The organism is Bradyrhizobium mercantei, assembly GCF_001982635.1.
Taxonomy (GTDB): Bacteria; Pseudomonadota; Alphaproteobacteria; order Rhizobiales; family Xanthobacteraceae; genus Bradyrhizobium; species Bradyrhizobium mercantei.
Genome location: NZ_MKFI01000002.1, coordinates 1,168,977 through 1,182,943 on the forward strand (window position 1 = coordinate 1,168,977; position 13,967 = coordinate 1,182,943).

The following is a 13,967-nucleotide window of genomic DNA, read 5'->3' on the forward strand; positions in this document are numbered from 1 at the left end:
AGGAGGCCGCTAGCATGCAAACCCGATTTTCCTTCGGCGGCGACGAGCACATTTTTGCCGAGGTCGGCGAAGCGATGTCGCTCGAAGCCTTCTTCAAGAGCCTGTTCATCACCAATGCGGTGCGCGACGCCAAAATCAAGGGCGTGACCGAGATCTGTCCGGCGAACGCGTCCTATCAAGTGAAGTTCGATCCCGATCAGATCAAGCCGGACGATCTGCTGACCGAGCTGAAGCGGCTGGATTCCGCATCCGAGAAATCCGAACCGGTCATCAAGACTCGGATCATCGAGATTCCCGTGCTCTACAACGATCCCTGGACGCACGAGACCCTGATGCGTTTCCGCGAGCGTCATCAGAATCCTGAAGGCACCGACCTCGAATACGCCGCGCGCATCAACGGCCTCGACAGCGTCGACGCCTTCATCAAGGCGCATTCCAGCGCGCCCTGGTTCGTCTCGATGGTCGGCTTCGTCGCCGGCCTGCCCTTCCTCTACCAGATGGTCGAGCGCAAGCGGCAGCTTCAGGCGCCGAAATATCTGCGCCCGCGCACCGACACGCCGAAACTCACCGTCGGGCATGGCGGCTGCTTCAGCTGCATCTACTCGGTGCGCGGCGCCGGCGGCTATCAGATGTTCGGCATCACGCCGATGCCGATCTACGATCCCAACCAGAACATCAGCTATTTGCGCGACTTCATGTGCCTGTTCAAACCGGGCGACATCGTGAAGTGGAAGCCGATCGACCGGGCGGCCTATGACGCCGCGGTCGCCGACGTCGATGCCGGCCGCTTTGCGCCCGTGATCCGCGACGTCTCATTCTCGCTGACCGAGTTCAACCGCGACGTTGATGCCTACAACAGCAAGCTCGATGGAGTTCTCCATGGCCGTTAAGGTTTTGAAGCCGGGTCTTGCGACCACCGTCCAGGACCTCGGACGTCCCGGCTATTATCACATCGGCATCCCCCTCTCCGGCGGCATGGACCGTCACGCGCTGGCCGCCGCCAACCTGCTGGTCGGCAACGAGGCGGGCGCGGCCGTGCTCGAAGCCGTATTCATGGGACCCGAGCTCGAATTCACCGCGGACACCACCGTCGCGGTCACCGGCGCCGAGCTGCCGCCAAAACTCGACGGCGAGCTGCGCGAGACCTGGACCAGCTTCAAGGTCAAGCGCGGCCAGATCCTCTCCTTCGACTTCCTCAAGCAGGGTGCGCGCGGCTACATCGCTGTCGCCGGCGGCATCGATGTGCCCGTCGTTCTCGGCTCGCGCTCGACCTACGCGCTCGGCGCGCTCGGCGGCTTCAAGGGCCGCAAGCTCGAGGCCGGCGACGAGTTGCCCGTCGGCAATGCCGCCGCGACGGGCAAGGACGGCCGCAGCGTTGCCAGGGATCTGCGCGGGCAACCGGCGGGAATGCCGACCGAGCTGCGCGCGATGCCCGGGCTCTATTGGCACCGCATCACCGAGGCGGCCGGCAACGGCTTCTTCTCCGACACCTGGAAGGTCGCGCCGGAAGCCGACCGGATCGGCTATCGCTTCAAGGGCGGCCAGCCGCTCGACTTCGTGCCGCGCGAACCGCCGTTCGGCGCCGGCTCCGACCCGTCCAACATCACCGATGCCTGCTATCCCTACGGCTCGATCCAGGTTCCCGGCGGCACCGAGCCAATCGTGCTGCATCGTGATGCAGTTTCCGGCGGCGGCTATTTCATGGTCGGCACCGTCATCGCCGCGGACATGGACCTGATCGGCCAGCTTCAGCCCAACACGCCGGTGAAGTTCGTCAAGGTCGACATGGATCAGGCGCTGGCGGCCCGCAGGAGCCGATCGGAATTGCTGAGCAGACTGCACAGCGCCCTGGCGTAACTGCCGGTGGCCGGCCTGATCCGATAAGGACAGACCCCGGCCACCGCCGGGGTAATTGCGCACGGCCGGCGTCACCCCTGCGTTCGCAGGCCTGTCGGCACGAGAGTTGCAATGCATAGCGCCGGGCTGAGAAACACCGCTCATGGGTTAGGCAACATCGGAACAAATGCGATGTCCGTTTCTCTGAAACAAATCCGCTACTTCGTCGCTGCCGCCGAGACCGGGCGGATCAGCCAGGCGGCGATCGACCTCAACGTCTCGCAATCCGCGGTCACCGCGGCCATTCAGCAGCTCGAAGCGACGGTCTGCGCCCGCCTGCTGGAGCGCACGCCGAACGGCGTGACCGTCACCATGGAAGGCAGCCGCTTCCTGTCGCAGGGCCGGCAGATCCTCGCCTCGGTCGCCGAAGCGGTGCGCAGCACGCAGATGTCCGCCGGACCGCTGTTCGGGACGGTTCGCATCGGCGTCACCTACACCGTGTCGGGTTATTTCCTGCCGCGCCATCAGATGCGCTTCCAGGCGAGCTTTCCGGGCATCACGGTCGAGCTGTTCGAGGCCCCGCGCGACGTGCTCGAACGGGCACTCGTCGACGGCGCGCTCGATCTCGCCGTCATGCTGGTCTCGAACCTGCGCGACAACGCCATGCTGAGCAGCGAGACATTGCTGCGCTCGCCGCGCCGGCTGTGGCTTGCACCCGAACATCCGCTGACCCGCGCCGAGCGGGTCCATCTCGCCGACATCGCAACCCATCCCTACGTCATGCTCACGGTCGACGAGGCCAAGCACACCTCGATGCGCTATTGGAGCAACGCTGCGCTCGAACCGAAGACGGTGTTCCGCACCTCCTCGGTCGAAGCCGTGCGCTCCATGGTCGCCGGCGGCATGGGCATCGCCATTCTCTCCGACCTGATCTACCGGCCGTGGTCGCTGGAGGGACAGCGGATCGAAACCCGCGTCATCGAGGACGAGGTGCCCAGCATGGATGTCGGTCTTGCCTGGCGCCGCGACACCAAGCCGTCGGAAGCCGCCAAGGCGTTCCACGACTTCATGCGCTTTGCGGTCGCCGGCGTGGGGCCGGGCCGGCCCCCTGTCAGCATGGATCATCGGCAGCAGGCCGAGGAGGCGATCGAAATCTAGAATATCCGGTTCCGTTTTATTCGACTTGACGCCGTCCGGCCGTCCTCGCCACACTTTCACCGGGACGCGACGACCGGAGGCACAGCCGGCGGCGGGGAGTGAAACATGCAAGTCACCTACACCACCAACGACATCCCGTTGCAGAGCCGCCGCCAGTACTGGCAGGAGGTGGTTTCCCGAACCTATTACTCGCTCGACCTGCGCTTCCCGAGCACGCGCGACTTCAATGCGCGCCTGGGCGCCTGGTCGATGGGTCCCCTCTCGGTCTCGCGCAACATCGCCAACGGCCTGCTGTACAAGCGCCACGAGCGGCACCTGCTGAGCGAGCGGGAGGAATCCTTCCTGATCACCGTGCCCGAGCTTGCGGAAATCCGCTTCGAGCAGGACGGCAAGGTCGTGCACTGCCGTCCCGGCGCATTCCTGATCGAGCGCAGCCATCTGCCCTACGAATTCAGCCATCAGGATCCGACAGCGCTGTGGTGCCTGAAGATCCCGAGCGCAGTGCTGCGCGGCCGCATTTCCCGGCCCGAGCGGCTCGCGACGCTGCAATTCGACGCCAGCCGCAGCGTCGGCGCACTGTTCGTCGATACGCTGCGGCTCTCCGCCGAGCGGATTGAGGAAATGGACGAGACGGCGCGCGCGATGATGGGCAAGCACCTGATCGAGCTGCTTGCGCTGGCCATCGAATCCGACGACCGCGTGCTGACCGGCCACTCGTCCTCGGTGCGCAACGGCCATCTGCTGCGCTGCGAGCAGTTCATCCGCGCGCGCCTCGACGACATGCGGCTCACGCCGCAGATGATCGCCGATGGCTGCGGCATTTCGCTGCGCTATCTGCACCAGATCTTCGAGGGCGAGGGCCTGACCGTCTGCGCCTACATCCGCAACCAGCGGCTCGCGATGTGCGACGCCCTGCTGCGCGATGCAGGCTGCCGCAAGAGCATCTCGGAAATCGCCTATCAATGGGGCTTTGCCGACCAGGCGCAGTTCAGCCGCAATTATCGCGGCCGGTTCGGCTGCACCCCCAGCGAGGCGCGCGCCAGCTCGCGTGCCGTCAGTTCCTAGGGACCGTCGGCCCACCACCTGCCCGATCGATTTTTAGGCTGCCCGCCGCCGGTTCGGGCAGGCCGCCCGCGGTGCGATGCGCTCTCTCGCACAAATCTTCCTGCACTCAGCGTCAAGAAGGCGAGCCGCCGCTCTGTCTAAGATCGGCGAAACGCTTGTTCGAAAGGAAGACGCATGGTGCAGACCCTTCGTGTGGCCGTCGATGTCGGCGGCACCTTCACCGACATCTGCATCATGGACGAGACGACCGGTCTCGTCCGCATCGAGAAGACCTCCTCCACGCGCGATCCGATCGAAGGCATCATGGGCGGCGTGTCCAAGGCGGCAATCGATCTCTCCAAGGTTGCCCTGTTCTCGCACGGCACCACGATTGCCACCAACGCGCTGATCACCCGCCGCCTGCCCCGCACCGCTGTTGTCACCACCAAGGGCTTCCGCGACGTCATCGAGATCCGGCGCGCCAACAAGGAAGACCTCTGGGACACCTACAAGGACGTTGTCCGGCCCTACGTGCCGCGGCGCGACCGCCTGACCGTGCCCGAGCGCGTCGATGCCGGCGGCAAGGTGATCGAGCCGCTCGACGTTGAAGCCGCGCGCGAGGTGGCCCGCATCCTCAAGCGCCGCGGCGTCGCCGCCGTCGCGGTCTGCTTCATGAACGCCTATCTCAACGGCGCCAATGAGCGCGCCATGCGCGACATCCTGCTGGCGGAGATGCCCGACATCCCGGTGTCGATCTCCTCGCAGGTGCTTCCCGAGATCTTCGAGCATGAGCGGTTCTCGACGACGGTTGCCAACGCCGTCGTGAGCCCGGTCGTCGTCAACTACACCAGCCGGCTCGGCGAACGCCTCGCCGATGAGGGCTACACCCGCGATCTCCTGCTGCTGCATACCGGCGGCGGCGTCATGACGCCCGCCAGCGTCAAGGATTTTGCGGCGCGCCTCGCCGGCTCCGGCATTGCCGCCGGCGCCATCGCCAGCCGCCATATCGCGGGCCTCTGCGGCTTTCCCAACTCGATCGGCCTCGACATGGGCGGCACGTCCACCGACGTGTCGCTGGCCTATGAGGGCCACTCGCGCGTCACCAAGGACTGGCACATCGAATTCGGCTATCCCATCCGCTTCGCCTCGATCGAGGTGCTCACCATCGGCGCCGGCGGCGGCTCGCTGGCCTGGACCGACCCCGCCGGCTCCTTGCGCAACGGCCCACAATCGGCCGGCGCCCATCCGGGACCGGCCTGCTATGGCCACGGCAACACGCAACCGACCAACACCGACGCCAATGTGACGCTCGGCCGGCTCGGCACCGACCTCGCCGGCGGCAAGGTGAAGCTCGACCCCGAGTTGGCGCGGCAGGCTGTCGAGGACGGCGTCGCAAAACCGTTCGGCCTCGGCCTGCATGAGGCGGCGGATGCGATCGTCAAGGTCGCCAACGCCAACATGTCGGATGCGGTGCGGCTGATCTCGATCAGCCGTGGCTATGATCCGCGTGACTTCGCGCTGGTGGCGTTCGGCGGCGCCGGCGCCCTGCATGGGGTCGACGTCGCACGCGAGCTCGCGATCCCCGTCGTGATCGTGCCGCCCAATCCCGGCGTGACCTCGGCGCTCGGCTGCCTGCTCGTCGACATGCAGCACGACTTCTCGCAGAGCTGCATGGTCGACGCGGCCGAGGCCGACGCCACCGAGATCGAAGCGCAGTTCGCGGAACTCGAAAGGGCCGCGCTCGCGCGGCTGACCCATGAGGGCGTCGCGCAAAAGGACATCGTGCTGCAGCGCTCGATCGACATGATGTATCGCGGCCAGTGGCGTTCGCTCGCCGTCAACGCACCGCAACCGATCGGCGCGATCGCCGATCTCGTGCAGAGCTTCCACGCCGAGCACGCGCGCGAATACAATTTCCGCCGCGACAGCGCGCCGGTCAGCTTCTTCCGTCTCAATTTGAAGGCGGTCGGTGTGGTTCCCAAGGCCGAATTCGCCATTCACAAGCCGACCGGCGTTAGCCCCGGACCGGTTGGCCGCCGCAGGGTCTGGTTCGACGGCAGCGGGCTCGATACGCCCGTCTATCAGCGCGACGACCTGCCCTGCGGCTTCTTCTTCCAGGGCCCCGCCATCATCGAGCAGGTCGATGCCACCACCGTCGTGCCGCCCGGCGCCAGCGCCGAGGTCGACAAATATCTCAACATCATCATCCGCGTGAAGGAGTGAACCATGGCCGGAGCTCTCCCGCTCGACCCCGTGACCTTCGAGGTTCTGAAGAACTCCTTCATCACCAGCGTCGACCAGATGGGCGAACAGGTGCTGCGGACCTGCTACTCCTTCGTGATTTACAACCGCGACTTCTCGAGCGCACTGCACGACGCCAACGGCGAATGCGCGGCGCAAGGCAACCAGGATATCGCCGTCCACGTCGGCACGCTGCATTTCACCTGCAAGGACGTCATGCGCCATTTCGAGGGCGACATGCATGAAGGCGACGTCTTCGCGATCAACGATCCCTATGCCGGCGGCACGCATTTCTCCGACGTCCGCCTGATCCGCCCGATCTTCGCCGACGGCAAGATCATCGCCTTCAGCCAGTCCAACGGGCACTGGTCCGATGTCGGCGGCAGCGTGCCGGGATCGTTCGACGTCGCCGCCCGCGAGATGTTCCGCGAGGGCCTGCGCATCACGCCGGTCCGCCTGTTCGACAAGAACGGCCTGCGCAAGGACGTCGCGCATCTGATCGCATCCAACACCCGCGACCCCGCCTCGATCATCGGCGACATCCAGGCGCAGGCCGAAGCCACCGCGGTCTGCGAGCGCGAGATCCTGCGCCTGGTCGGCAAATACGGCCGCGACACCGTCGAGACCGGGCTTGCCGCAGTGCAGGACTATGTCGAGCGCTCGGCCCGCCAGCGCATCGCAGCACTCCCCGACGGCGAATGGGAAACGGTCGACTTCATCGACCGCGATCCGGCCGGCGGCGAAGGCATGATCCCGATCCGCATCAAGATGACGATCAAGGGCGACCGCGCGGTCTACGACTTCACCGGCAGCCACCCGACCATCGGCTCGATCTACAACTCGGCCTTCGGCGCGACCTTCTCGGCGGTTGCGGCCGGCATGAAGACCTTCTTCCCCGACCTGCCGCTCAATTCCGGCTTCTATCGCTGCTTCGACATCATCGCGCCCGAAGGCTCGATCGTCGATGCCAAATGGCCGATCGCGGTCACCGGCTTCCTGATGCCGTTCGAGAAGATCATGAACTCGATCTACGAAATGTGGTCGAAGCTGATGCCGGAGCGTGCGCTCGCCTGCGCGTTCAATCTGGAATATCTGCTCACCGGCGGTCTCGACGCCCGCAGCGCCGACAAGCCGATCTTCATGTTCTACGACTGGCTGCCCGGCGGCTGGGGCGGACGCAACGGCAAGGACGGCAGCAATGTCACGACCGCCTGCTTCGGCACCGGGCTGATGTCGCAGCCGGTCGAAGGCCAGGAACGCGCCAACCCGATCCTGACCACCGAGTGCGAGATCCTCAAGGACTCGTCCGGCCCGGGCAAATGGCGCGGCGGCGCGGGCGTGGTGAAGACGTCGCGGATGCTGCAGGCCGAGAAGACCGTGATCTCCTATATCTGCGACCGCGAGCGCGCCATCGTGTGGGGCATCGAGGGCGGCCTGCCGTCGATGCCGCATGGCCTGACCCTGAAGCGCGCCGGCAGCGCGGCCGAGGAGCGGCTCGGCTCGATCTTCTCGGACGTGCCGATCGGCGAAGGCGACGTGTTCTCGCGCCCGACCGCCGGCGGCGGCGGCTTCGGCGATCCGCTGGAGCGCGATCCGAACCTCGTGATCGAAGACATCAAGGACGACTATGTCTCGGTCGAACGCGCCGCCAAGGATTATGGCGTCGTGGTGCACACGATCGACGCCGAGCTCTGCAACTACGAGGTCGACAAGGTCGCGACCGCGGCGCTCCGTGCCAGGATCCGCTCTGAGCGCGTCGCCAATGTCCGGCTCGATCCCGAGACGGTGGCGCAGCGTTACCGCAACAGAGAGATCGACGCGCTCGACGTCATCCGCAGCCACGCGGTGATCCTCGACTGGGGCACCGGTGCCTTGCTGCCCGAATCCACCCGCCAGTTCCGCGAAGCCTTCGAGCGGCGCTCGGTCGCGATGTGGAAAGCGGGCTGACCGTCATCGGCATCTGTGCCGCCGGCAAACGATGCGGTTCATCCACCCAAAGAGGACTCGAAGCCGTCGCCCCCTGCACTTTCATTCAAACCATGAGGATTGCGCTATGACGATCTCGACGTGCCTTTCTTCCAACCGGCTGTGGCCGATCCGCTCCGTGCTCGGCATCGCCGCCGCCCTGGCCCTTGGCGGCGCCGCCGCTCCGGCGGCAGCGGGGGCCGAGACGCCGTGGTTTCCCATGAAGGTCTACGACGCGTCATCCGGCACGCCGAAGCCGGCGGACTACACACCGCTGCCGAAGGCCGAAAAGCCTTACAAGCTGTGCGTGCTGTTTCCGCACATGAAGGACAGTTTCTGGGTCGCCGTCGCCTACGGCATCGTGAAGCAGGCCGAGGCGATGAACGTCAACATGAACCTCTACGAGGCCGGAGGTTACGAGAACCTGCCCAAGCAGCTTTCGCAATTCGATGACTGCATGGCGAGCGGACCGGACGCGATCATCGTCGGCGCGATCTCCGGCGCGGGCCTCAGCAAGAAGTTCGAGGAGGCCAAGGCCAAGGGCGTGCCGGTGGTCGGCGTCACCAATCCGCTGCCGCCCAATGCCCTGCCCGCGGCCAATTATGTCGACTTCGTCGCCATGGGTGAGGTCACCGGCGAGGGTCTGCTGGCGCAGACCAAAGCCGGCGACAAGCTCAACATCGTGACGTTCCCCGGTCCGGCCGGCTCGGGTTGGGCGGAGTCGTTCAACGAGGGCTTCAAGAAGGCGATCGCCAAGAACTCCAACGCCAAGATCCTGGCTGAGAAGTTCGGCGACTCCGGTGTCGCCGTGCAGCTCCAGCTGATCCAGGACGCGCTGCAGGCCTATCCCGCCATGAACGTGATCTGGGGCACCGCACCGACCGCCGAAGCCGCGATCGGCGCGGTCGCCGAGGCCGGCCGCAGCGACCTGAAGATCGTGTCGTCCTACGAGAACCAGGCCATGCTCGACGCGCTGAACCGCGGCGACATCCTCGCCTTCGCAACCCAATACCCCGTCGGCGAAGGCGCCATCGCGATCGACCAGGCGATGCGTCTCATCGAGAAGAAGCCGGTCATGAGCCTGGTCCAGCCGGTGGCTACCGTGATCGACAAGACCACCGTGCCGAAATTGCAGATGGACCTCGTGCTGGCGCCGGCAAGCTGGACGCCGGTCTATTCGGTCAAGGCCAAGTAACTCGGCCAGTACGGATCAAGGCGGGAGCACCCGCTTCCGCCTTTGCGGCCCCACGGAGAAGCCGATGTACGTCGAGATCGACCCAGCACCGGCCGAGCCTCTGCTTCGATTGCGGGGGATATCGAAGCGATTCACCGGCGTCCGTGCACTCGACCGCGTCGACCTCGATGTTCGCGCCGGTGAACTTCACGTCCTGTTCGGCGAGAACGGCGCCGGCAAATCGACCCTGATCAATGTCGTGTCGGGAACGTTTCCGCCCGACGAGGGCGCGTTCCGTTTCGGCGGCGAGGAGATCCACCACTTGACGCCGCAGCGGGCGCGCGCGATCGGCATCAGTCCGGTGTTTCAGGAGTTCTCGCTGGTCCCGAGCCTCACCGTGGAAGAGAACCTGTTCCTTGGCCGCGAAGTCACGCATGGCGGCGTGTTGCGCTCAGGCGAGATGCGCAAGCGCGCCAGGGCGCTGATCGACGAGCTCGGCTTCGACCTCGATCCATCGCAACGGGTCGACGACCTCTCCCGCGCGCATCAGCAGATGGCGGAGATCGCCAAGGCCCTGCTCGGCCGCGTCCGCCTCTTGATCCTCGACGAGCCGACCGCTTCGTTGACCGAGCGCGAGACCGGACGGCTGTTCGAGCTGATCGCGCGCCTCAAGAGCCAGAATGTCGGGCTGATTTACGTCTCGCATCGCATGCGCGAAATCCGCGCCCTGGCCGACCGCGTCACGGTGCTGCGCGACGGCCGGCACATCCGGACCCTCGATGCCGCGACCTCGACGGACGGCGAGCTGGTAGAGCTGATGACCGGCCGGGCCATCGACCTGCTGTTTCCCGCCATCGCGCACCGGCCCGACAAAGTGATGGTCGACGTCGAGAACCTGACGCTCGCCGACGGCAGCGTCAGGGAAGTCAATTTCCATGCCCGGGCCGGCGAGATCACCGGCATCGCGGGCCTCGTCGGCTGCGGCAAGTCGGAACTGATCCGCGCCATCTACGGCATCGAGCCCGCGACGTCAGGCATGATCCGGATCGATGGCCTGCCCTACGAGCTCCCGACCCCGAGGCACAGCCTCAAGCGCGGTGTCGCCTACTTCCCGGCGAACCGGATCGCCGAAGGGCTGGCGCTGTCGCGTCCGATCCGCGAGAACGCGTCGATGACCGGGCTCGACCTGCCCAGCTTCGCCCGCTTCGGCGTATTACGGCAGGCCGCCGAGCGCGCGACGATCGCCGGCATCATGGATCAGTTGCAGCTGAGGCCGCCGAACATCGAGCGGAGCGCCGGCGCGCTGTCGGGCGGCAATCGCCAGAAGGTGATGCTGGGACGCGCGTTGACCCGCGAGCTGACCGTGTTCCTGTTCGACGAGCCGAGTGTCGGCATCGACGTCGGCGCCAAGCTCGAGGTCTACGAGTTCATGAAGCGCCTCGTCGAGGCCGGCGCCGCCGTGATCGTGGTGTCTTCCGAATTGCCTGAGGTGCTGGCGCTGTCGAACCGGCTCTATGTCATGCATCAGGGCCGCATCGCCGCCGAGCTGACCGGCACTGAGAAGACCGAGCAGAACGTGCTTTCAAGCTTCTTCCGCGATCATCTCACCGCGGAGGTCGCATGAACACGGCCCTGGTCGCCGCCGCGCCACGACACGTGATCAGCCTGCGGTCGATCGCAGGCCGGATCGGGCTCCTGCCGGCCCTGCTGGTGATGCTGGTGGCCGGCATGTCGGCGGTCGATGCGCAGTTCTACGGCATCATCAATGTCCTCAACATCCTGCGCAACGCTTCGCTGCTGGCGATCGTCGCCTGCGGCCAGGCGCTGGTCATCATCGCGGGCGGCTTCGATCTCTCGGTCGGCGCCGTGGTCGCCCTCGCGAGCGTCGTCACTGCAAAAACCATGGCGGCGACCTCAGCCGCCTTTCCCGGCTCCAACGGCCTCATCATCGCAAGCGGGGTCGCGGCCGGGCTCGGTTGCGGCGTCGTGGTCGGGCTCGTCAACGGCTTCTGCGTGGCACGGCTCAAGGTCTCCGGCTTCGTGGTGACCCTCGGCACGATGTCCGCGACCGCCGGTGTCGGCCTCATGATCACGAACGGCATCCCCGTCTACGGCATGCCCGAGCTCTTCGTGAAAGGCTTCGGCCGCGCCCAGGCGCTCGGTCTGCCGACCGCCGCCCACGTCGCGCTGATCGTGATCCTGGCGATGGTGTTTGCACAGCGGCGCACGCTGTTCGGCCGCTACGTTTACGCGATCGGCGGCAATGTCGATGCGGCGGTGGTGTCGGGCGTCTCGATCCGGCGCCACATCGTCGGCACCTACGTCGTCTCCAGCGTCCTTGCGGCACTGACCGGCATTCTGCTGACGGCGCAGGTCGGCTCCGGCCAGGCCAGCTTCGGCGGCGACCGGATGATGCTGCAATCGATCGCCGCCGCCGTCATCGGTGGCGTCAGCCTGCGCGGCGGCGTCGGGCGCATCGAGATCGTCGCCGTCAGCGCGCTGTTCCTGACCATCCTCGGCAACGCACTCAACCTCCTGCACGTCGACTCGCGGCTTCAGCCGGTCTTCCTCGGCGTCATCATGGTCGCCGCCGTGGCGCTCGACGAACTCAGCCGACGGAGCAAGCCGCGTGTCTGACCTCGAATTGACCGTCGTCACGAAGGACACCGACCGCCCGAAGCTCGCACTGGGCCGCCGGCTCTGGAATGCGGTGCTGCCGGTCGCATTGGCGGTGCTGTTGCTAGGCTTCGCCGCCGTCGACCACGGCGTGTTGTCGCCGGCCAATCTGCTCAACATCGCGCAGCAGACCAGCTATCTGGCGCTGTTCGCGATGGCGCAGACCGTGGTCATCCTGACCCGCGGCTTCGACCTTGCCCTTGGCCCGACCGTATCGATGGTCAGCGTCGGCAGCGCGCTGGCGATGGCCGGCGCCACGGCGTCGGGCCACGGCGCGGCTGCCGTGCTGCTCGCGGGGCTCGGCGCCGGATTTGCCCTCGGCATCGCGTGCGGCCTGTTCAACGGCGTGGTCGTCGCGCTGCTCGGGGTCAATCCCTTCGTCGCGACCCTCGGCAGCTACAATATCGCAATCGGGATTGCGACCACGCTTTCGTCCGGACGGCCGGTGCAGGGCGTGCCCGCGCCGTTCTCGCAGATCTTCTACAGCGGCAGCATCTTCGGCGTGCCGGCGGCGATTGCGATCACTGTCGCGGTCGGCGCCGGGCTGCATTTGCTGCTGGCGCGCACCGTGTTCGGCCGCTCGCTCTACCTGATCGGCACCAACCCGCGCGCCGCGGCGGTCGCCGGCCTGCCGGTCAAACGCATCCTGGTCGCGACCTACGTGTTGTGCTCGGGCCTCGCTGCGCTGGGCGCGATCATGATGACGGCGCGGACCGGCTCGGGCGAACCGAACCTCGGCGGCGCACTCTCGTTGCAGGCGATTGCCGGCGCCGTGGTCGGCGGAACCAGCCTGGCCGGCGGCCGCGGCGGGGTCGGCACCGCCGTGCTCGGCGCCCTGTTCATCACCATCCTCTCCAACGGCATGAACCTCACCCGGATCGACGGCTACGTGCAGATGGTCGTGCTCGGCGCCATCGTCATCGTAGGCGTGCTGCTGGATCGCCTACGGCAGGAGCGGAGCCAATGACGTCAGGCTCTCCCACCCCGGCCGTCGCGGTCGCGGCACGCAATGCGCCGACGTCGATCTACGTCGCCACCTCGCTCGAGGCCGCACTCGATGCGCTGGGCGAATACGGTGCCGCAGGTGCTCCGTTCGCCGGCGGCACATGGATCATGCGATCGCCGATCCGGCACGAGCCGCTCGGGACCCACTATGTCGCAATCGGAAGGCTCGCCGAGCTGTCCGCGGTTCGGATCGGCAGCGATGCCGTCGAGATCGGCGCGGCGGTCACGCACGCGGCGCTTGCGGCCGCCTTGGCCGACCTTCCGGAATTTGCCGGCCTCGCCGCGGCTGCCGGACGCGCCGCCAACCCCGCTATTCGCGCGATGGCGACCATCGGCGGCAATCTGTCGACATCGGCATTCGCCGCGGCGGATTGCGTGCCGGCGCTGCTCTGTCTGGATGCCGATGTCGAGATCGCGGGCCGCGACAGTCGCGAGCGCATCAGCCTGGCGCAATTCCTCAAGGTCCGATCAACGCTCGCTCCCGGCCTCCTGCTGACACGGATCATCGTGCCGCGAGCCGAACGCCGGACGGCCCATGTCCGCCTGCCGCTGCGCAAATCGGGCGACTATCCGGTCGCGATCGTCAGTCTGTCGGTCACCATCGATACGGCCGGTCGTGTCCAGACGGCACGGGTCGCGGTCGGCTCAGTCGAACCGGTTGCGCGCCGATGGGAGCGGCTTGAAGCGGCGCTGCTCGGACGTCCGCTCGACGCCGCCGCGGCGGCACGGACTGCGGCCGAGTTGACCGACGAGTTCGCCGGCCGCGACAGCGTCGACGCACCGGGCTGGTATCGCGTCAGCGTGCTAGCCGGCCTCGTCCGCCGCGCGGCGATCGCTACTCTTGGCTCATGAATGCGCGGGAATGACA

General features: G+C 66.6%; 11 protein-coding genes. All 11 read left to right on the forward strand.

Translation table 11 applies throughout. The annotated features are described in order from the left end of the window. Positions 1 to 14 precede the first annotated feature (14 nt). The 11 genes from BI327_RS13060 to BI327_RS13110 all read left to right on the forward strand — a co-directional run bounded on the left by BI327_RS13060 (position 15) and on the right by BI327_RS13110 (position 13,951). Positions 15 to 890 (forward strand): 5-oxoprolinase subunit B family protein, encoded by an 876-nt coding sequence (locus tag BI327_RS13060; protein WP_076860606.1) that lies wholly within the window; start codon positions 15 to 17, stop codon positions 888 to 890. Continuing rightward, positions 880 to 1,857 carry a 5-oxoprolinase subunit C family protein gene (locus BI327_RS13065; protein ID WP_076860607.1) on the forward strand — a complete coding sequence of 326 codons (978 nt, stop codon included), beginning with the start codon at positions 880 to 882 and terminating at the stop codon, positions 1,855 to 1,857. The genes BI327_RS13060 and BI327_RS13065 overlap by 11 nt, the downstream gene beginning before the upstream one ends. A gap of 171 nt (positions 1,858 to 2,028) precedes the next feature. Further along, positions 2,029 to 2,994, forward strand: coding sequence for a LysR family transcriptional regulator (locus BI327_RS13070; RefSeq protein ID WP_076860608.1), 966 nt, complete (start codon positions 2,029 to 2,031; stop codon positions 2,992 to 2,994). A gap of 105 nt (positions 2,995 to 3,099) precedes the next feature. Next, entirely contained in the window at positions 3,100 to 4,059 is a 960-nt protein-coding gene (locus BI327_RS13075; RefSeq protein ID WP_076860609.1) for an AraC-like ligand-binding domain-containing protein, read from the forward strand. A 177-nt stretch (positions 4,060 to 4,236) separates the two neighbouring features. Further along, on the forward strand, positions 4,237 to 6,261 hold the full coding sequence (locus BI327_RS13080) for a hydantoinase/oxoprolinase family protein (RefSeq protein ID WP_076860793.1): 2,025 nt from the start codon (positions 4,237 to 4,239) through the stop codon (positions 6,259 to 6,261). 3 nt (positions 6,262 to 6,264) lie between these two features. Further along, on the forward strand, positions 6,265 to 8,226 hold the full coding sequence (locus BI327_RS13085; RefSeq protein ID WP_076860610.1) for a hydantoinase B/oxoprolinase family protein: 1,962 nt from the start codon (positions 6,265 to 6,267) through the stop codon (positions 8,224 to 8,226). Positions 8,227 to 8,332: 106 nt separating this feature from the next. Beyond that, positions 8,333 to 9,439 carry a TMAO reductase system periplasmic protein TorT gene (gene torT, locus BI327_RS13090; RefSeq protein ID WP_076860611.1) on the forward strand — a complete coding sequence of 369 codons (1,107 nt, stop codon included), beginning with the start codon at positions 8,333 to 8,335 and terminating at the stop codon, positions 9,437 to 9,439. Positions 9,440 to 9,503: 64 nt separating this feature from the next. Then, complete coding sequence (locus BI327_RS13095) at positions 9,504 to 11,042, forward strand: sugar ABC transporter ATP-binding protein (protein ID WP_076860612.1); 1,539 nt, start codon at positions 9,504 to 9,506, stop codon at positions 11,040 to 11,042. Continuing rightward, positions 11,039 to 12,055, forward strand: a complete 1,017-nt coding sequence (locus tag BI327_RS13100) for an ABC transporter permease (RefSeq protein WP_076860613.1) — start codon at positions 11,039 to 11,041, stop codon at positions 12,053 to 12,055. The genes BI327_RS13095 and BI327_RS13100 overlap by 4 nt, the downstream gene beginning before the upstream one ends. After that, positions 12,048 to 13,061, forward strand: a complete 1,014-nt coding sequence (locus tag BI327_RS13105) for an ABC transporter permease (RefSeq protein WP_083742042.1) — start codon at positions 12,048 to 12,050, stop codon at positions 13,059 to 13,061. Before BI327_RS13100 ends, BI327_RS13105 begins: the two co-directional genes overlap by 8 nt. Then, on the forward strand, positions 13,058 to 13,951 hold the full coding sequence (locus BI327_RS13110; protein ID WP_076860614.1) for an FAD binding domain-containing protein: 894 nt from the start codon (positions 13,058 to 13,060) through the stop codon (positions 13,949 to 13,951). Before BI327_RS13105 ends, BI327_RS13110 begins: the two co-directional genes overlap by 4 nt. The last annotated feature ends 16 nt before the right edge of the window (positions 13,952 to 13,967 follow it).